The organism is Nocardia sp. NPDC058666 (assembly GCF_042714895.1).
Taxonomy (GTDB): Bacteria; Actinomycetota; Actinomycetes; order Mycobacteriales; family Mycobacteriaceae; genus Nocardia.
This window is the reverse complement of sequence record NZ_JBHXRY010000001.1, coordinates 691,386-711,266: the sequence shown is the minus strand read 5'-3', so window position 1 is coordinate 711,266 and position 19,881 is coordinate 691,386. Positions and strand designations below refer to the sequence as shown.

Here is a 19,881-nt window from a genome sequence, read left to right as displayed (position 1 = left end):
TAGCACCCCTGCCCTCCCTGTCTGCATGACTTCATCCTGGATGACGCTTCAACCACGATCCAATAGCAAAACGGAAAAGATGCCGTTTCTTTATATTACCGAGCGTGAACATTGGGTAGTTAACGACAGGCAACTGTGCCGCCGGTCACCAATCATATTGACACAGAACGATATAGATCGATCTCGAATTCTATTGTTTTCGCCTCGACTACACTGCCCACCGCCGACGGCCGACACGATCCGGCCGCCCCACCATACTTGTGCGCGGCGTCACATCCGCGCTGTTCAGTGGGCACGCCAGGTGTGTAAACAAATGTAAACCGCGGGAGAACCCGTCGTTTCCGAAGCATCACCGTCGACCCGCCGAGCCGACCCGCGTCGTGGCCGTTCGCGCCGTTGCAGGCTCGTTCACGCTGGTGGGGCTCCGATCGTCGATGACGCTGGTCACCTCCCCCGTGACCAGTACATTTCGCCCACCTCACAGCTCACACGGGCCCGAATCCGGATGTGAAAAGTTCGTTTTGCCCACGACCTCGGCCTCCTTACTGTTTCCCCAACAGCCCGATTTCACAGCTCGAAGGGGGCGTCGTGGTTAATACGCGCACGCAAGGTCCGTCGCCCGATTTCGGCGACACACTGCTGAACCTCGGTAAGTACTTCCAGCGCGGCGAGGTGTCCGCGGACAACCGGTCGATCCACAAGGTCGGTGGTCGCGATGCCGACGAGTTCTACCGGGATCGCTGGTCGCACGACAAGGTGGTGCGCTCCACGCACGGGGTGAACTGCACGGGTTCGTGCTCGTGGAAGATCTACGTCAAGGACGGCGTGATCACCTGGGAGTCGCAGCAGACCGATTACCCGTCGGTGGGTTCGGACAAGCCCGAGTACGAGCCGCGCGGCTGCCCTCGCGGCGCCTCGTTCTCCTGGTACACCTACTCCCCCGCCCGGGTGCGCTACCCGTATGTGCGCGGGACGCTGCTGGACCTGTACCGCAAGGCCAAGGCCGAGCTCAAGGATCCGGTGCTGGCCTGGGAGTCGATCGTCGAGGATCCGGTCAAGGCCAAGGCCTACAAGACCGCGCGCGGCAAGGGCGGGTTCGTACGCGCCGAATGGTGGGAAGCCGCCGAGATCGCCGCTGCCGCACACGTTTACACGATCAAGCAGTACGGACCCGACCGGGTGGCCGGCTTCTCGCCGATCCCCGCGATGTCGATGGTCAGCCATGCCACCGGCGCGCGTTTCGTGTCGCTGATCGGCGGTTACATGCTGTCGTTCTACGACTGGTACGCCGACCTGCCGGTGGCCTCGCCGCAGGTGTTCGGTGATCAGACCGACGTGCCCGAGTCCGCGGACTGGTTCGACGCGGGTTACCTGATCATGTGGGGCTCCAATGTCCCGGTGACCCGGACCCCCGACGCGCACTACATGACCGAGGCGCGGTACCGCGGCCAGAAGGTCGTGGTGGTCTCCCCCGACTACGCCGACAACACCAAGTTCGCCGACGAGTGGGTGGCGGCGAACCCGGGAACCGATGCGGCACTGGCGATGTCGATGGGGCACGTGGTGCTCAAGGAGTTCTTCCTCGAGAAGCAGACTCCGATGTTCACCGACTACATCAAGTCCTACACCGACCTGCCGTACCTGATCTGCCTCGACGAGACGGCGGATCAAGAAGGCGCACTGCCCGGCAAGTTCCTCACCGCGGCCGATCTGGGCCACACCGACGAGAACGCCGAACACAAGCCGGTTCTGCTGGATCAGGACGGAAACCCGGTGGTGCCCAACGGTTCTCTGGGGCACCGGTTCAACGAGGCCGACGCGGGCAAGTGGAACCTCGACCTCGAGGGCATCGATCCGCTGCTGACCCTGCTCGGCCACACCGACGAGGCGCCTGCCACCATCGCGCTGCCCCGTTTCGACACCGATGTCGCCGGGTCGATCCTGCGTGGTGTGCCGACGAAAACCGTTGCGGGCAAACGTGTCACGACGGTATTCGACTTGCTGCTTGCGCAGTACGGCCTGGGCCGTGACGGGCTGCCGGGTGAGTGGGCCAAGGGTTACGACGACGCGGACTCCCCGTACACCCCGGCGTGGCAGGAGCGCATCACCGGCGTTCCGGCCGTGCAGGCCGCGCGCATCGGACGCGAATTCGCTGACAACGCAGAGCGTTCCGGCGGTCGCTCGATGATTCTGATGGGCGCGGGCACCAACCACTGGTTCCACTCCGATCAGATCTACCGTGCCTTCTTCACACTGACGCTGCTCACCGGCTGCCAGGGCAAGAACGGTGGCGGCTGGGCCCATTACGTCGGCCAGGAGAAGTGCCGTCCCGTAACCGGTTGGGCCACTTTGGCTTCCGCTTCAGATTGGCAGCGGCCGCCGCGTCAGATGCAGGGCACCGTGTTCTGGTACCTGACCAATGACCAGTGGCGCTACGACCCGTTCACCTCGGACTCGTTCGCGTCGCCCCTCGGTAAGGGCAAGTTCGCCGGTCGCACCGCCGCCGACAACATCGCCCTCGCCAGCCGTCTGGGCTGGATGCCGAGCTACCCGACGTTCAACCGCAACCCCCTCGACCTCGCCGACGAAGCCGCCGAAGCCGGAAAGACCCCGGCCGAGCATGTCGTGGACGGGTTGAAGTCCGGTGAGCTGCGGTTCGCCTGCGAAGACCCCGACGCGCCCGAGAACTTCCCGCGCGTGCTGACGGTGTGGCGCGCGAACCTGCTCGGTTCGTCGGGCAAGGGCAACGAGTACTTCCAGAAGCACCTGCTGGGCTGTGGCTCCAACCTGCAGACCACCGACGCCACCGGCGTGCGTCCGCAGGAACTGGAATGGCGGGAGGAAGGGGCCGAGGGCAAGCTGGATCTGCTGCTCGCACTGGACTTCCGGATGACCAGCACCACCCTGTTCGCCGACATCGTGCTGCCCGCCGCGACCTGGTACGAGAAGCACGACCTGTCCTCGACCGACATGCACCCCTTCGTGCACGCGTTCTCCCCCGCGATCTCCCCGCCGTGGGAAGCCAAGACCGACTTCGAGGCGTTCCACCGGATCGCGCGCGGATTCTCCTGGCTGGCCGAAAAGCATTTGGGCACACGCAAAGACATCGTCGCGGTGCCGTTGCAGCACGACTCGCCTGACGCCCTCGCACAGGCCGGCGGAAAGGTGCTGGACTGGAAAGCCGGTGAGTGCGAACCGATTCCGGGCAAGACCATGCCCAAGATCGTGGAGATCGAACGCGACTACACCAAGATCGCGGAGAAGTTGGCCGCGCTCGGACCCCTGGTGGAGAAGCTGGGTCTCACGACCAAGGGTGTGACCACCTTCCCCGAGGAGGAAGTGGCGTACCTGGCCGGGCAGAACGGCACGATCGTGTCCGGCATCGCGGCGGGTCGGCCCTCGCTGGCCAAGGACACCCACGCCGCCGAGGCGATTCTGTCGCTCTCGGGCACTACCAACGGCCGTCTCGCGGTCGAAGGGTTCGAGGCGCTAGAAAGGCGCACGGGCACCGAACTCGTCGACCTCGCGAAAGAGGCTGAGGGTAAACGGATTACGTTCGCCGATACCCAGGCTCGTCCGGTCCCGGTGATCACCTCGGCGGAATGGTCCGGCTCGGAAGCCGGTGGCCGCCGGTACTCGCCGTTCACCATCAATGTCGAGCGGCTCAAGCCCTGGCACACCCTCACCGGTCGCCAGCACTTCTACCTCGACCACGACTGGATGATCGAACTCGGCGAGCAGTTGCCGATCTTCCGTCCGCCACTTGACATGTCGGCGCTGTTCGCGGAGCCCAGCATCGGCAACGTGAGCGGCAACGGGCTGACCGTGCGCTACCTGACCCCGCACTCCAAGTGGTCGATCCACTCGGCCTACCAGGACAACCTGCACATGCTCACGCTGTCGCGCGGCGGTCAGACGATCTGGATGTCCGACGTCGACGCGAAGAAAATCGGTGTGGCGGACAACGATTGGATCGAAGCGATCAATCGCAACGGTGTCGTCGTGGCCCGCGCGATCGTCTCGCACCGTATGCCCGAGGGCACGGTCTTCATGTACCACGCTCAGGACCGCGCGGTCGACGTGCCGCGCATCGAAGGCGCCGAGGACACCACCCCCGAAGCCAAGGGCAAGCGCGGCGGCATCCACAACGCGCTGACCCGCGTGCTGATCAAGCCCTCGCACCTGATCGGCGGCTACGCCCAGCAGTCCTTCGCCCTGAACTACCACGGCCCCACCGGAAATCAGCGTGACGAGGTCACGACTATCCGTCGCCGCAACCAGAACGTGGAGTACTAACCATGCGCGTAATGGCTCAACTTGCGATGGTCATGAACCTCGACAAGTGCATCGGCTGCCACACCTGCTCGGTCACCTGCAAGCAGGCATGGACCAATCGTGGTGGCACGGAATACGTTTGGTTCAACAACGTGGAAACCCGTCCGGGACAGGGTTATCCGCGTCAGTACGAGGACCAGGAGAAGTGGAAGGGCGGCTGGACGCTCAACAAGCGCGGCAAGCTGACCCTGAAGTCCGGCTCGCGGTTCAAGCGCCTGATGAACATCTTCGCCAACCCGGATCTGCCCACGGTCGCGGACTACTACGAGCCGTGGAGCTACGACTACGACAATCTGCTGTCGTCGCCGCCCATGGACACCACTCCGGTGGCGCGGCCCAAGTCGCTGATCACCGGCGAGGACACCAAGGTCACCTGGGGTGCGAACTGGGACGACGACCTGGGTTCCGGCCCCGAGCAGGTCGGCAAGGACCCCATTCTCGGCAAGCTCGAGAACAAGGTGAAACTGGAGTTCGAAGAGACCTTCATGTTCTACCTGCCGCGCATCTGCGAGCACTGCCTGAACCCCTCGTGTGCCGCGGCGTGCCCCTCCGGCGCGATCTACAAGCGCGAGGAAGACGGCATCGTGCTCGTCGACCAGGACAAATGCCGTGGTTGGCGGCAGTGCATCACCGGCTGCCCGTACAAGAAGATCTACTTCAACCACAAGACGGGCAAGGCGGAGAAATGTACTTTCTGCTACCCGCGCGTGGAGGTCGGCATCCCGACCGTGTGCTCGGAAACCTGTGTCGGACGGCTGCGCTACATCGGCGTGATGCTCTACGACGCCGACGCGGTGCTCGACGCGGCCCAGGTCACCGACCCGCAGGACCTGTACACCTCACAGCTGGGCGTGTTCCTCAATCCGCATGATCCGCGCGTGATCGCCGAAGCCGAGAAGGCGGGCATCTCGTCGGATTGGATTCAGGCCGCACAGGATTCGCCGGTCTACAAGTTGATCGTGGACTACCAGTTGGCGCTGCCGCTGCACCCGGAATACCGGACGATGCCGATGGTTTGGTACGTGCCGCCGCTGTCGCCGGTGGTGGACGTGCTCAGCGAGACCGGCCACGACGGCGAAGACGTGCGCAACCTGTTCGGTGCCATCGACGCGCTGCGTATTCCCTTGGAATATCTGGCCGAACTGTTCACCGCCGGCGAGATCGGGCCGGTGCGCTCGTCGCTGCAGCGGTTGGCCGGGATGCGTGCGTTCATGCGTTCGGTCAACCTCGGCGAGGAGCCCGAGCCGCATATCGCACCGTCGATCGGGCTGGAACCCGAGGAGATCGAGGCGATGTACCGGCTGCTGGCCATCGCCAAGTACGAACACCGGTACGTGATCCCGATGGGCGCGACATCCAAAGCGCACGAACTGGATTCGTTGGCCACCGGGTGCAGTCTCGACACCGACGGCGGACCCGGCATGACCGCGTTCGACCAGGTGGTCGAGAAGTTCTCATTGTCGGACGTGAACCAGGCTGCGCCCGAGGAGAAGTCGGGCCGAATCAACCTGCTCAACTGGGACGGGCGCAGCACCAGCGGACTCGTGCCGACCACGAACGGCACCGAGGAGACCGGCAACGGCGCCGGTAACGGCAACGGCAGCAACGGCGCTGCCGTTACCGACTCGCCCGTGAGCGGTGTCGCGCCATGAGCCTGCTGTCGATTCGCAAACGGCCCCAACCGGTGACGGCCATGCCCGAGCACGACCGACTCGTCGTGTGGCGACTGGCCGCGTTCCTGCTCGACTACCCCGGCGAGAAGACCCTGGCGATGCTGGACCAGTTGTCCGGCGCCGCAGCACAATTGCCCGACGAAGTACAAGCGTACTTCGCCGAGATCCTCACTTACCTGCGCGACACCCCGGCGATCGAAGCGGCGCAGAGCTATGTCGAAACCTTCGACATGCGCCGCCGCGCCAGCCTCCACCTGACGTTCTACGCGTTCGGTGACACCCGCAAACGCGGCATGGCGCTACTGCGCTTCAAGCACGCCTACCGCCAGGCCGGAGTAGAACTCGGCGACGAGGAACTGCCCGACCACCTGCCGGTGCTGTTGGAATTCGCCGCCACCATCGACCCGATCGGCGGCGAGCGTCTACTCGGCGAACACGTGCCGGTGATGGAGCTGCTGCGACTGTCGCTGGGCGACAACAACTCTCCCTACAGCGGCGTGCTCGGCGCGGTGCTGTCCACACTGCCCCCGGTCACCACCGCCGACCGTCGCCGCATCGCCGAACTCGCCGCGCAGGGCCCACCCGAGGAAGAAGTCGGCCTCGAGCCCTACGCCATGGACCCTGCTCTCTTCGACGCCGCGGAAGGCCGCCGATGAACGCCACAATCCCCCTGCCCGAAGGCCTTTGGCTGATCCTGCCCTACATCGCGGCGACTTCCTTTGTGCTGGGCCATGTCTGGCGCTACCGCTTCGACCAGTTCGGCTGGACCACCCGCTCCTCGCAGATCTACGAGTCCAAGCTGCTGCAGCTGGGCAGCCCGCTGTTCCACTTCGGCATGCTCGGCGTGTTCGGCGGGCACGTGATGGGTCTGCTGATCCCCGAATCCTGGACTGCCGCACTGGGAATCTCCGAACACGCCTACCACCTCGTCGCCGTGGGCGCGGGCTCGATCGCGGGCCTGATGGTCGTCGCGGGCGTGGCGATCCTGTGCTACCGCCGCATCGTCATCCCCGCCGTGCGCAAGAACACCAGCCGCAACGACGTCATGATGTACACGCTGCTCACCCTCGCGCTGGTCACCGGCCTGCTCAACACCTGGGGCTCCAACCTGTTGTGGGGCACCTACAACTACCGCACCACCGTGTCCCCCTGGTTCCGCAGCCTGTTCTCCATCAACCCCGAACCGGGCCTGATGGTCGGCGTCCCGTGGACCTTCCAACTCCACGGCCTGGTCGTACTCGCCCTGGTCTTCGCCTGGCCCTACACCCGCCTGGTCCACATGTTCAGCGCCCCCATCGGCTACCTGACCCGCCCGTACATCGTCTACCGGCGCAAGGAAGTCGACACCAAGGACAAGACCCGTTTCGCCAAGGCTTGGGACGCACCGGTGACTCCCGACAAGTGGTAGTTGGCGCCGGCACCGATGAGTTTGTGGGGGCCGATCCGTCTTCATTACGGAGCGTCGAGGTGGCACCGTCGCGTTCCGGGAGCTGCCGGTGCCCGAATCGGAGGTCGTCGTGCCTGAACAGTCTGCCCGTGAACTACCCCGTGATGCGCTGTGGGAGTTGGCGCGTGCCGAGCGTGCGGCGCTGGCCGATGACCTCGGCGGTCTCGACGACGAGCAGTGGGGGCGGGCGTCGTTGTGTGGGGCGTGGACGGTGGAGGATGTGGTCGCTCATCTCACGGCGGCGGCGAGTGTGGGTCGGGTGCGGTGGATCGCCAGTGTGTTGGCTGCTCGGTTCGACTTCGACAAGCACAATGAGCGGCGGAAGGCTCAGTATCTCGGGGTGACGCCGGCGCAGACGCTCGCGATGTTCACGGCGATCGTTCCCAGCACGGTCGCGGCGTCGGGGCATACGGCGGCGTGGCTGGGTGAGGTTATCGTGCATGGTCAGGACATCCGTCGTCCGCTCGGGTTGACCCGTACACCGTCGATCGAAGCCACGACCGCGGCGGCTGAGTTCTACGCCAGTCGCGACTTCACCGTTCCCAGCCGCACCCTGATCAAGGACCTGCGGGTCGAGGCGACCGATGGGCCGTTCGCCACGGGAGCGGGGCCGCTGGTCAGTGGCACGACGCTGGCGCTGACCATGGCGATGGCGGGGCGGGTGGCCTATTGCGATGACCTCACTGGGCCGGGCGCAGCTACCCTTCGCGACCGCATCCTCGCCTCGTGAGTGCCACCTACGACTTGCCCAGCGCCTTACGCGCTGTCTCGAACCATGCCTGGGTGCCGACCAGGCCTGCCTCGATGTCCTTGCGGCCCTTGATGAATCCGAACAGGTCGGCGGCGTAGCGGCTCAGGACTGTGCCCTCGTTCTCTTCGAACTCCGCGAGTACTTCGGCGTCACCGAGGATGTAGGCGACCACGGCGACCTGGCCGGCGGGCCATTCGGTGCGGTAGTCGGCCCAGCCGTCGGCGCGGACGGCGCGAGCCCTGGTGAGCAGGTCTTCGCGCAGGGCGTCACGGTCGGCGTCGGTGGGGTGGCGTGGCTTGCCCCAGGCGATCTTCTTGGCGTCCGACATGTCGAGTCCCTTCGCTGATGGGCGGGCGGCGGCCGACCAGTTCAGATCGGCCGCCAACCGGTCATCAGGTGAGAGTACGGACCGGTTCCTACTGCGAGCGCAGGAAGGCGCCCACTCGTTCGGTGCCCAGGGCCGGATCGGCTTCGCCCTCGCCGAAGACAAAGCGTCCGTTGACGAAGACCGCGGTGACCGTCTCGTCGTTGCGGTTGACCATGCGGGACAGGTTGCCGAACACCTTGATCGGATCCTCGGCGTACGCGTCGAGGGTTTCGTCGAGGTGGGCGGGGTCGATGACCACGGCGTCGGCGCGGTCGCCCACGCGCAGGTGGCCGGTGTCCAGGCCGTACCAGTCGGCGAGTTCGCCGGTGAGGCGGTGGATCGCGTGTTCGACTGTCATGAACGGCTTTTCGGTGTTCGCGGCGTCCTTCACGCGGCGCAGCAGGCGCAGGCCGAAGTTGTAGAAGGCCATGTTGCGCAGGTGCGCGCCCGCGTCGGAGAAGCCGAGCTGGACCGACGGGTCGGCGGCGAGAATGTCGGCCACCTCGGGGCGGTGGTTGGAAATCGTTGTGCGCCAGCGCAGTTTGTCGCCGTGCTCGACGACCAGGTCGAGGAACGCGTCGACGGGGTGCACGCCGCCACGGTCGACACCGACCTGGCCGAAGGTCTTGCCGATGACGGACTCGTCGGGGCAGGCGACGATGTCGGCGTCGAAGAAGTCGCGGTGCCAGGCGCGGGGGCCGTACTTGTTGTCGTAGTCCTTGCGGAACGCGCGACGGTATTCCTCGTCCTGCATGAGGTGGCGCTGCTCGTCGATGTGGTCGGACAGGTGCAATGCCGCTGCGCCGGAACCGAATTCCTCGAACACCGGCAGCGAGATGCCGTCGGAGTACACCTCGAACGGGACGGGCAGATGCTGCCAGCGGAAGTTGCCGTTGAGGCCGTTGATGATCTTGCCGACGGCGGGGAACATCTTGGACGCGCCGGGCACCGCCTTCACGTCGGCGGCCGACAGCAGGCTCACCTTCAGCGGCTTGCGCCCGATGCCGATGCTCGAGACAGCCATCGAGACAAGGCTTTTGGGGTTGGCGATGTCGGGGCCGCCCTGCAGTGCGCGGTTGCGCTTGCGCAGGATCGTATTGAGCTTGTGCCGTTCCTTGCTCTTCGCGTAGGTCGAGGGCAGGGTGCGCGAACGGCAGGTCACACCGTCGAGCTTGTCGAACATCAGTTGCTGCGAGGACATTCCGACGAAGCCGGCATCGAGGGCGTCGACGAGCATCCGCTCGATCTCGGCGAGTTCGTCCTTGGACGGCTTCACCTCGTCCCGGGTGGCGCGGTCCAGACCCATCACCGCGGCCCGGATGTCGGAGTGGCCGATGAAGCCGGCCAGGTTCGGGCCCAGCGGCAACTGCTCGAGCGCGTCGATGTATTCGCCTGCGGTACTCCAGGTCTGGCCGTCGTTCATCGCGCCGACCACGAATTCGCGCGGGATGGCCTCGACCCGGCCGAACAGGTCACCGGCGGTCTCGCCGTCGACGTGCACGGTGGACAGCGAGCACGAACCCAGCAGCACGGTGGTCACGCCGTGGCGCACCGATTCCGACAGCGACGGGTCGAGCAGAACCTCGATGTCGTAGTGGGTGTGGATATCGATCATGCCCGGCATGACCCACTTGTCGGTGGCGTCTACGACACAGGCACAACCGGTTTCGTCGAGAGGGGTCTCCGAGATTTCGGCAACCTTGCCGTCGCGGATACCGAGGTGACGGACCGCGGACGGGGCGCCGGTGCCGTCGAACCACCGGCCGCCTTTGATGATGCTGTCGAACATGTCAGTGACTCCTCTTACATCGCGAGCTCGCGACGAGTGACCTTACCGGTTGCGTTGCGTGGCAGCTCGTCGGCGGAAATCCGCCAGCGGCTGGGGACTTTGAAATAGGCCAGGCGGGCGGCGACGAACGCGCGCAGCTCCTCGGCGTCCACGGTGCCCGGGTCGGCGACGACCACCGCCGCCACCTCCTGACCCAGATCGGCGTGGGCGACCCCGAACACCGCGCAATCGTCGACCGCGGGATGCGTGCTGAGCACGTTCTCGATCTCGGTGGGGTACACGTTCTCGCCGCCGCGCAGGATCAGATCGGTGCGCCTGCCCGCGACAGTCAGGCGCCCGTCCGAAACGGTGCCGAAATCACCTGAGCGCAACCATCGTTCGTCATCGATCGCGGCGGCGGTGGCAGTCTCGTCGTTCCAGTAGCCGAGCATCACGTACGGGCTGCGGATACAGATCTCACCTTCGGTGCCGTCGGCGACCACCGCACCGTGCTCGTCGCGGATCTGCACCGCGACACCGATGATGGGCCTGCCGACCGAGGCCAGGTCGACCGCGAGATCCAGCGGGGTCGCGACCGTGGCCGCGGTGCCGCTCTCGGTGAGGCCGTAGCTGGTGGTGAGCGCCAGGCCTGCCCCGGCGAGGTGACCGCGCAGCTGTTCGAGCAGGTCGGGCGAGGTCGGGGCGGAGTTCAGCGACAGCGCGGACAGCGAGGACAGGTCGTACCGCGACACGTCGTGGTCGAGCATTCTGCTGGCCATGGTCGGCACCGCGGCCCAGTTGGTGACCCGCTCGCGCTCGACCAGCCGCAACACCCGGTCGACCTCGAACGCACCGTCGGGGAACACCACCGCCGCACCGGTGGCCAGGCGCGGAATCACCAGGTTGTGCAGGCTGGCGATGTGGAACAGCGGCGCGGTGACCAGGTAGCGCCGGTCGCTGGGGCCCGCGGTGGGTGACTGGCCCATGAACACGGCCATCATCGCGTCGGTGAAGCGGTGATAGTCGCTGATCGCCACCAAGTTTCGCTGCGAGTGCACGACGCCTTTGGGGCGGCCGCTGGTGCCGCTGGTGTAGAGGATGACGGCCGGATCGTCCTCGCCCAACGGGGTATTCGGGATATCGGCACCGGCGAACTCGGCGAGCAGGGCGGGCAGGTCGTCCTCGATAGACAACACCGCCGCACCCGACTCGACCAGCAGCGCAGCCCTTTTCGCGTCGGCGATCACGACTTTCGGTGTGGTGTGGCTGATTCCGTAAGCGACCTCCGGGGGTGCCCACCACGCGTTGTATCCGACCGGAATCGCACCCAGACACTGCGCCGCCCAGAACGCGATCACCCAGTCCGGGCCGTTGGCAGCCAGGATGCCGACTCGGTCCCCCTTGCCGACTCCGTATCGGGCGGCCAGCGCGGTGGCCAGCGCGCCCACTGCGGAGGCGTGCTCGGCGAAGGAGATCCGGCGATCCTCGGTGACGAGATAGTCGCGCTCGCCCCACTCGCGCGAGTGCTCGAACACTTCGCGCAAGTTGGCGCGACGATGGGCCATCACCGGAATCGGCACGCCGAGAACGGGTTCCACGGTCATCTCGAACGGCGCACCCGGCGCGGTCAGCCCCGCGGCGACCTTGGCGACGAATTCCTGCGGGTCTACAGCTTCGGTCATGTTCTTCTCCATCAGGGAATGAGGTCCGCGGCCGCGTCGAAGGTGGCCTTCAGGTAGCTGTCGCAGCGGTCGGAACCGATCAGCCCGGTCGCCATCCGATTCATGGTGTAGGCGAAGGTGATTCGTCGGTCCAGGTCGTTGACGACCATCGAGCCGCCGTAGCCCGCCCACCAGCAGACGCGGCCGTCGGGGATGTGCGGGAAGGTCTGTGGGCGGGGCAGGCCGTAGCCGATGCCGAAGCGCAAGGGGGTGAGCAGGGCGAGGTCGATGCCGTCGGCCTGTTCGCGGAAGATCAGGTCGATCGTGGCGGGTGCGAGGTAGCGTCTGCCGCTGAGTTCGCCGCCGTTGGCGATCAGCGATTGGATGCGGGCCACCGAGCGGGCGTTGCCGTGTCCGTTGGTGCCGCCGATCTCGGCCTCACGCCAACCCTGGGTCGCGGTCTCGGAGACCTCCAGCCAGGGACTGGTGAGCGTTTTGATCAGCACGCTGTCCTGGTCCAGCGTCGACAGGTCGAAGTCGGGCAGCTGCGGCGGGATCAGTTCGGCGATCCGGTCGGCGTGCTGCGGGCCGGTGCCGATATGGAAATCCGCGCCCAGTGGTCCGGCCAGTTCGTCGGCGAAGAACCGGCCCAGCGAACGGCCGGTGAGGCGGCGCACCAGCTCGCCGATGAGATGGCCGTAGTTGATGGCGTGGTAGCCCGAGGCAGTGCCCGGCTCCCACCAGGGGGCCTGCGTGGCCAGCCGGGCCGCGGCGGCGTCGGTGTCGTAGATGTCGGACAGTGCGATCGGCTTGTCCCAGCCCGAGACGCCCGAGGTGTGCGAGAGCAGGTGGCGGACTTCGATGTCGGCCTTGCCATTGGCCGCGAACTCGGGCCAGTAGTGGGCCACGCGCTGGTCGACGTCGAGGTCGCCGCTGTCCACCAGCAGCAGCGCGCACAGCGCCGTCATCGTCTTGGTGACCGAGAAGACGTTGACCAAGGTGTCGGCACCCCACGGTGTGGTCTGCGCCGCGTCGGCGTGACCGCCCCACAGGTCGACGACCGGGTCACCGTCGACGGTGACGCACAGCGACGCACCCAGTTCGGCACCGGAGGCCAAGTTCTCGTCGAAAGCCGCACGGACACCGGCGAATTCATCGCGACAGAAACCAGAACTCATCGCGACACTCCTGTCACCGCGCGCGCGGGTACCGGCAGGCTGTTGCCCGCCGCGGCCGCACGTTTCGCGCCCTGCTCGAGTTCCTTGTTCATCGAGCGCACATACGGTTCGAATTCGATCTGAATCGTGTGGCGCGGCGAATCGTAATACCGCCCGGCACGTTTGGCCTCCTGCGCATCGAGTACTCGATCGATCTGCTCGCGCGGGGGCAGGTGGTAGCGGCCGGTGAGGTAGGCGGCGACCAGTTTGCTCTGCTGCTCGGCGAAGTTGACCAGCGTCGGCATCGGTTGCGCCAGACCGAGATAGAACAGATTGTCCACACCGGGCTTGTGCATCATCTGGAACAGCGGGAAGTGGTTGGCCGCATCGGGCACCAACCGCGCGTCGGCGAAGAACGGGAAGCTGATGTGATAGCCGGTGGCGCACAGCACCACATCGACGCGCTCGCTGCTGCCGTCGGCGAAATGCACTGTGTCGCCGTCCAATCGGGTGATGGCGGGTTTGAACGCGATGTCGCCGCAGCCGGCGCGATGCAGGAATTCCTCGCTGGCCGAGGGGTGCGCCTCGAACGGTTCGTGATCGGGTGTGGGCAGGCCGTAGTTCTGCATCTCGCCGCGATTCTTGCGCACGAACCGCTGCTTCAACTTCAGCGCCACCCGGTCCGGGATCCACGCCGGTACCGACTGTCGGTCGCCCACTCGGCCGTTCACGTACTTGGGCAGCACCCACACGCCACGGCGCGCCGAAACGAACAGTTTCTCGGCCAGGAAGCGCTGCGACAGCTCCGAGGCGATGTCCAGACCCGAGTTGCCCATGCCGACCACCACGACGCGCTTGCCGCGCAGATCGACGGGGTCGAACGGGTCTCGGTAGGCGTGGCTGTGCATCAGCACACCGTCGAATTCGCCTGGGTAGTCAGGGAATCGGGGATCCCAGTGGTGGCCGTTGCACACGATCAGCGCGTCGTAGATCTCGGTGTCGCCGCTGTCGGTGGTGACCCGCCACAGGCCGTCGTCGTCGTGTTCGGCGGCAGTGACCACCGTGTCGAACATGATGCGGTCGCGCAGGCCGAAGTGGTCGACATAATCCTTGAAGTACTGCAGCAGCTGGGAGTGGTGCGGAAAATCCGGCCAGTCCGCGGGCGCCGGAAAATCCTCGAATTGCAGGCGGTACTTGGACGTATCGATGTGCAGGCTCTGATAGCAGGCCGACATGCCGTTGGGGTTCTTGAAGTACCAGTTGCCGCCGACCTCGTCGGATGCCTCGTAGCAGTCGAACGGAATCCCGTTCTCGGCAAGCCTTTTGGCGACGGTGATACCCGAAGGTCCGGCGCCGATGACGCACACCCTGGGCAATTCGCGTGTATCCATGCACAACTCCTGAACGGCTGCGGTCGTCGATGACCTCGCCGAGTGACGTGGACCACAGGATAGCGGCTCACTGGACACGGTGTCTAGTGAATGATCAAGTCGTATGATGACCGCATGACGACCCCCCGCCGCGGCTCACTCCGTGAGGAACAGAAGCGCCTGACCAAGGCCCGGATCGTCGAGACCGCCCGCACCCTGTTCGAGACCCAGGGCTACTCCGATGTCCGCGTCGACGACATCACCGCCGCCGTTGGCTGCAGCCGGGCGACGTTCTACCTGCACTTCACCAGCAAAGGCGAGGTGCTGCGGGCCATCGCGCTGGACGGCACCCTGGCCAGCGTGCTCGACTTCTACGCCGACCTGGACCGGGTGCTCGCGCTAGGTTCACGAGAATCGTTCGCGGACTGGATGAGTCGTGCGATCGACTGGTTCTTCGCGAACAAGAACATGCTGCCCGCCTGGGACGAGGCCACCGCGCTGGAACCGGAGTTTCGCGCGGTGGCCCGCGAAGGCATCATGGCCCTGGCCGACACCATGCCGGTCTACCTCGCCCGCTGGCCCGAACATCGCCGCGACGAGGCCCGCCTGCGCATCGAACTGCTGGTGGCCCAGCTCGAGCGGTTCTTCACCCGGTGGGCCATGCAGGGCACCATCGAAGTGTCCGCGGAGCAGGCGGCCGCGGTACTCACCGATGTCTGGTTTCCGGCACTGCAGGCACCGGCCTGAGCTCAGAGCAGGCCCAGTGCCCGCGCCTGGGCGATGGCTTCGCCGCGGGCGTTCGCCGACAGCTTGTGGTAGATGCCGCGCAGGTGGGTCTTGACGGTGTTCACCGAGACACCCAGTTCGGCGGCGATGTTGGCCGCGGTCATGCCCGACGGAAGTTGGCGCAGCACAACGAGTTCGGTGTCGGTGAGTTGTGGGGCGTTCGCGGTGGTGCCGCGGTGGGCGCGGATGCGATCCACGAGGGTGGCGTGGCGGGCGAAGCGGGGACCGAGGCGGTCGAGCAGTTCGGCGGCTTGCGGGACGTCGAGGAACGGGCGGATCAGTTGTTCGGGGGCGGCGCCGGCGAGGGCTTGTTCGCAGGCGTGGTCGACCTTGCGGGGGCGGTCGAGGTGGTCGGCGGCGACCGCGACCAGCAGCCAGGTCGTGACCAGGGTTCGGGGCGCCAGGTTCGGGGTGGTCAGCAGCGGTTCGAGCAGGGACAGCACCGCGGCGGGGCGGTGCGCGTGCAGGGCGAGCCCGGCTTCGGCGACGATCAGGTCGGGGGTGGGTCCGAGGACCCTGGTCGCGTGGTCGACCAGCCGTTGCGCGTCGGCTCTGGCCTGTAGGCGCAGCAGCAACCACAGCACGTCGGCGACCAGTTCGCCGGTGCCGTGCAGGGTGGGCGATTCGTCGAGCAGGCGGTGCAGCGGCTTGCTCACCGCGAGGACGGCGGCGGTGCGATCGGCGGGGTCGGTGTGCGTGAGCAGCGCGGCCATGACCCCCGCTCGGCGCACCGGCGCGGGCACCATCGTCTCGTCTTCCACCGGCAGCACGGGCGCGTCGATGTCCACGCCCTGCTGGTAGGCGCCGAAGGCCGCGAGCACCCTGGCCTGGGCGGCGTCGGTCGAACCGGCGGGCTCGTAGCGTCGCGCGCAGTCGATGGCCGCGTCCGCCAGTGCGCGCAGCTCGCCGATGCGACCCGCCATGCCCGCCGCCACCGCCGCGGCCGTGCGGGCGCGGACCGCGACGCGACCGAGTCCGGCCTGTTCGGCGTGCACGATCGCGTGCCGTACCGCTGTTGTGCCACTGTCGATTTCACCGGCGTAGATGTCGGCCGTGCCGCACTGGAGGGCGGCGTAGCAGTCGAGGTCGGGGTGGCCGGTGGCGGGCGGCAGCGGCCAGCGCATCGACGACGAATCACCCACCAGCACAGCGACTCCCGCGCTCACGGCCCGGTCGAGCGCGACGATCCGAGCCGCAGGCGCCAGCGGGGTGGCCGAATCGGGACCGACGTGGGCGGCTTCGAGGTAGACCTCGGCGGCGGCGATGTCACCCGACTCGACCGCGACAGCCGCGCGCAACAGTCGAACGAAAGTGTCGTATTCACAATGGTTTTCGACCGCGGACAGCAGCGTCTGGCCGGTTCCTTCCAACACCATGCGCAGCCCCCAGTCCCGGATGAAGGGCTCCAGACCGGGCGCACCGGGTTCGGCAAGGACATGGTCGAGCGCGGGCGCGGGCATCGCGGCCGCGGTGAACCAGGCCGCGACGCGACGATGGCAGTCCGACAGGCGATCCGGTCGGGTGTGCGCGGCCTCGGCGAGCAGGTAGGCGCGCAGCAGCGGGTGGTAGGTGTGCCAGAGTTCGCCCGCGTCGGCGACGGTGTGCAGGGGGAAGTTGGCGCGCAGCAGTTCGTCGAGGATGCGGGCGGCATCGTCGCCGATCAGATCCTCGGCCATCGGGAGGCAGAAGCGCGTGGGAACCGCTGTGGCGAGCAGGAATTCGAGGGTGGACTCCGACAGTGTCGTCAGTAGCTCGGCGACCAGGAAGTCCGCGACCGCGTGCGCGGGGCGAGCCAGCGCGGCGAGGGCGGTGGTGCGGTCGGATTCCCTGGCCGACAGGCAGATTGCCGCGATGCGAACCAGCGCGGCCCAGCCCCGCGTGAGGTTCTGCACGACCGCCAATTCGGCGTCGTCGAGCAGGCAGTCGTGCTGGGCCAGCAGCTGCGCGACCCGGTCGGGCGACAGGGCAAGTTCCGGCGCGCCGATGCGCGTCAGCCTGCCCGCCAGGTCGAGGGTGTGCCAGCGCAGCGGCGGGTCGAAACGGCCCGCGATCAGGGCGGTGACCTGGGCGGGCAGGTGCGCCAGCAGGTATTCCAGGCCGGCGAGTTCCATCGGGTCGGTGAGCAGGTGGGCGTCGTCGAGCACCAGCACCGTCGGGGTGACGTCGGCCAAGGCCGCGACGAGGTCGGCCGCGCGATCCATCGGCGTGCGCACCGCGCCGGGCGACGCGAATGCTGTTGTCGGAACCAGGGTTCGGGCGATCTCGCGCAGCAGACCCGAACCGGTTCCCTCGGGCACGGTCAACCACACGACCCGCGTCGAACGCCTGCGGCGAACCCAGTCGACCAGCACGACAGTCTTCCCGGTGCCCACCGGACCACACAGCAGCACCGTCTGACCGGCGGCGGCCTGGGCGCGATCCAAGCGGGCGTAGGCCTGCCCGCAGCGAACGGGCGCGAACGACAGTTCCGGAATGCCCGTGTAGACAGCGGGCGCAGCTAACATCGAGCGCGACGACATCACCATCTTCACCCTCCTGAACTCGCTGTTCACCGCGGGTCGACACACCTGCGCCGAGTTTCGACGGTAGGCGACCCGGCGGCTGCGCGGTTGCTGGTGGGGTGCGGTCAGCTAGCTCGTTATCAGATCGACGTTGTCCGCGCGGCCTCAGTCGGGCAGCTGCGACATGCTCAGCAACGTCAGGCCCAGTGTGTCGATGCGGGCCATGATGCCGCGCATGGCGGTGCTGTCGTCGACGAGGCCGTAGAGGGTGGTGGTTCCGGTCGGCGAATGCGCGCTGGGACGCAACTCGGGGAAGGCCGCGAGCACACGCGCAGACAGTTCGCCCTCGATGACGAACTGATAGCGCACCGGACCCGTGGACATGCAACCAGTGTCGCGGTCGGCCGCCGGGGGTGCCTCATCCGCCGCGGGTGAATTTGCCCGCGACCTGCACTGGAACAGGTTCCACACTTTTAAACATCGCTTTTTCAGTTTCCGGGACAGCGCCCGTTCCCGGTCGCTAATGTCGCGCTCATCATCAGCTCGAACAGGAGAACACCATGAAGATCTACCAGGCGCGCCGGGCCGGTTTCGGGCTCACCGCATTCACCGCGGTGGCAGCGGCGGCCGTGCTGGCCGCACCGCAGGCATCGGCGCTGGTCCAGGGGATCGCGGTCAGCGGCAGCACCCACTACGTGGACACCTCCTACACCGTCACCGCCGACGTCACGGCCACCTCGTTCCTGTTCAAGGTGACCTTCACCGACAACGGCACGCAGATCGGCGAGCCGGTCTCGGTTGCCGACGGCAAGGCCACCATCACCTGGACGCCGAAGACCACCGGCGCGCACGAGATCAAGGCGGTGCAGGAGCTGGTCAGCTCGAAGACCGTCACCATCACCGTGGTTCCGAAGCCGACCAATCCCGCTCCGGGTGACGGCGCGGGCTCGGGTTCCGCCGATCTGGGTGGGCTGCTGACCGGTTCGGCCGGCTAGTCCCCCGCACACAGAACGGCCGCCGCGAACTCTCCCCGCGGCGGCCGTTCTGCTGTGTTTCAGGCGCCCAGTGCGGCGGCGAACATCGGCCAGGAGTCGTGGATGTCGTCCTGCCAGTACGGCCAGGCGTGCGTGCCCGCAGCGCGGAAGCGCACGTCGGCGGGGATGCCGAGTTGGGCCAGGCGACCCGCCAGCGGGCTCGAGCAGCTGCCGACGATCGCTTCCATGGTGCCGCCGACCAGCACCCGGTCGACCAGCACGCCGACATTGCCCGCGATGCTCGGGTCGTTGAAGGCCTCGTGCGGGCCGGGGGCGCCGTTGCCCGACGACAGGTAGACCGCGGTGCCGCGCAGCCGCTCGGCGTGCAGGGTCGGGTCGTTGGCCGCCCAGGCCGGGTCGCCGGGGCCGCCCCACATGTTGGTGGCGTCGGCGCCGAAGGTGGCCAGCTGCGAGCGGACCAGGGTTTCGGCCAGCGGGTTGCTGGTCTGAGTGCACCCGCTGAAGGCGCCGACCGCGCGGTACAGGCCGGGTGCGGCGATCGCCAGGTTCAGGGCCGAGGTGGCCGACATCGACAGGCCCGCAATGCCATTGGCACCGGTCATGCCGAAGCGGTCGTTGAGCAGTGGGGGCAGTTCGTTGGTCAGGAAGGTGGTCCACTTGTTGCGGCCCAGTGCGCCGTCGTCGCGCTGCCAGTCGGTGTACATGCTGGCGCGACCGCCGATCGGGACGATCACATTCACCGGCTTGTCGGCGAAGAAGTCCACCACATCGGTGCGGCGCATCCACGGGCCGCCGCTCTCGCCGCCGTCGACCGCGTTCAGCAGGTACAGCGCGGGCGCACCGGCACCGGGATGCGACATCCACAGGGTGATCGGGCGGTTCATCGCCGCGGAATGCACGACCACCTCGAATTGTCGGCCACCTAACGGGCGGACATCGAGGATCGCGGATTGCGCCGACGCCACGGGCGAGACGACGAATCCACAGCCGAGCAGGACGAGCAGGCAGCACACAAGCCGACGCATGCGACGTAGTGTGCCGCACGACCCCGCTAATGTCCGGCATTCCGC

At 66.9% G+C, this 19,881-nt stretch carries 15 protein-coding genes; 7 read left to right on the top strand and 8 right to left on the bottom strand.

Annotated elements, in window-relative coordinates:
• Positions 1–588: 588 nt before the first annotated feature.
• The 5 genes from ACFWVD_RS03225 (at position 589) to ACFWVD_RS03205 (ending at position 8,185) form a co-directional block, all read left to right on the top strand.
• The gene (locus ACFWVD_RS03225) at positions 589–4,296 is read left to right on the top strand and encodes a nitrate reductase subunit alpha (RefSeq protein WP_379240274.1); all 3,708 of its coding nucleotides are present in this window, start codon (positions 589–591) and stop codon (positions 4,294–4,296) included.
• Between the two features lie 11 nt (positions 4,297–4,307).
• Positions 4,308–5,987, top strand: a complete 1,680-nt coding sequence (narH, locus tag ACFWVD_RS03220; protein ID WP_379240273.1) for a nitrate reductase subunit beta — start codon at positions 4,308–4,310, stop codon at positions 5,985–5,987.
• On the top strand, positions 5,984–6,664 hold the full coding sequence (gene narJ, locus ACFWVD_RS03215; protein WP_379240272.1) for a nitrate reductase molybdenum cofactor assembly chaperone: 681 nt from the start codon (positions 5,984–5,986) through the stop codon (positions 6,662–6,664). Before narH ends, narJ begins: the two co-directional genes overlap by 4 nt.
• Positions 6,661–7,416: a respiratory nitrate reductase subunit gamma gene (gene narI / locus ACFWVD_RS03210; RefSeq protein ID WP_379240271.1), complete on the top strand. Its 756-nt coding sequence runs from the start codon at positions 6,661–6,663 to the stop codon at positions 7,414–7,416. The genes narJ and narI overlap by 4 nt, the downstream gene beginning before the upstream one ends.
• Positions 7,417–7,525: 109 nt before the next feature.
• Complete coding sequence (locus tag ACFWVD_RS03205) at positions 7,526–8,185, top strand: maleylpyruvate isomerase family mycothiol-dependent enzyme (RefSeq protein ID WP_379240270.1); 660 nt, start codon at positions 7,526–7,528, stop codon at positions 8,183–8,185.
• Between the two features lie 7 nt (positions 8,186–8,192).
• On the opposite strand, the gene ACFWVD_RS03200 is transcribed toward ACFWVD_RS03205, so the two are convergent.
• The 5 genes from ACFWVD_RS03200 to ACFWVD_RS03180 are packed head-to-tail and all read right to left on the bottom strand — an operon-like array spanning position 8,193 to position 14,550.
• Positions 8,193–8,591 carry a hypothetical protein gene (locus ACFWVD_RS03200; RefSeq protein WP_379240269.1) on the bottom strand — a complete coding sequence of 133 codons (399 nt, stop codon included), beginning with the start codon at positions 8,589–8,591 and terminating at the stop codon, positions 8,193–8,195.
• A gap of 31 nt (positions 8,592–8,622) precedes the next feature.
• Positions 8,623–10,362: an amidohydrolase family protein gene (locus tag ACFWVD_RS03195; RefSeq protein WP_379240268.1), complete on the bottom strand. Its 1,740-nt coding sequence runs from the start codon at positions 10,360–10,362 to the stop codon at positions 8,623–8,625.
• A gap of 14 nt (positions 10,363–10,376) precedes the next feature.
• Positions 10,377–12,023 carry a class I adenylate-forming enzyme family protein gene (locus ACFWVD_RS03190; RefSeq protein WP_379240267.1) on the bottom strand — a complete coding sequence of 549 codons (1,647 nt, stop codon included), beginning with the start codon at positions 12,021–12,023 and terminating at the stop codon, positions 10,377–10,379.
• An 11-nt stretch (positions 12,024–12,034) separates the two neighbouring features.
• Positions 12,035–13,180 carry a serine hydrolase domain-containing protein gene (locus tag ACFWVD_RS03185; protein WP_379240266.1) on the bottom strand — a complete coding sequence of 382 codons (1,146 nt, stop codon included), beginning with the start codon at positions 13,178–13,180 and terminating at the stop codon, positions 12,035–12,037.
• The gene (locus ACFWVD_RS03180; RefSeq protein WP_379240265.1) at positions 13,177–14,550 is read right to left on the bottom strand and encodes a flavin-containing monooxygenase; all 1,374 of its coding nucleotides are present in this window, start codon (positions 14,548–14,550) and stop codon (positions 13,177–13,179) included. Before ACFWVD_RS03180 ends, ACFWVD_RS03185 begins: the two co-directional genes overlap by 4 nt.
• Positions 14,551–14,664: 114 nt before the next feature.
• Between ACFWVD_RS03180 and ACFWVD_RS03175 the strand changes: the two genes are divergently transcribed.
• The gene (locus tag ACFWVD_RS03175; RefSeq protein WP_379240264.1) at positions 14,665–15,276 is read left to right on the top strand and encodes a TetR/AcrR family transcriptional regulator; all 612 of its coding nucleotides are present in this window, start codon (positions 14,665–14,667) and stop codon (positions 15,274–15,276) included.
• Between the two features lie 2 nt (positions 15,277–15,278).
• Here ACFWVD_RS03175 and ACFWVD_RS03170 read toward each other — a convergent pair whose 3' ends face one another.
• Entirely contained in the window at positions 15,279–17,840 is a 2,562-nt protein-coding gene (locus tag ACFWVD_RS03170) for a LuxR C-terminal-related transcriptional regulator (RefSeq protein WP_379240263.1), read from the bottom strand.
• 141 nt (positions 17,841–17,981) lie between these two features.
• Complete coding sequence (locus ACFWVD_RS03165; protein ID WP_379240262.1) at positions 17,982–18,200, bottom strand: hypothetical protein; 219 nt, start codon at positions 18,198–18,200, stop codon at positions 17,982–17,984.
• Positions 18,201–18,376: 176 nt separating this feature from the next.
• Here ACFWVD_RS03165 and ACFWVD_RS03160 point away from each other — a divergent pair, with 176 nt between their 5' ends.
• On the top strand, positions 18,377–18,811 hold the full coding sequence (locus ACFWVD_RS03160; RefSeq protein WP_379240261.1) for an Ig-like domain-containing protein: 435 nt from the start codon (positions 18,377–18,379) through the stop codon (positions 18,809–18,811).
• 59 nt (positions 18,812–18,870) lie between these two features.
• Here ACFWVD_RS03160 and ACFWVD_RS03155 read toward each other — a convergent pair whose 3' ends face one another.
• The gene (locus ACFWVD_RS03155) at positions 18,871–19,836 is read right to left on the bottom strand and encodes an alpha/beta hydrolase (protein ID WP_379240260.1); all 966 of its coding nucleotides are present in this window, start codon (positions 19,834–19,836) and stop codon (positions 18,871–18,873) included.
• Positions 19,837–19,881 lie beyond the last annotated feature (45 nt).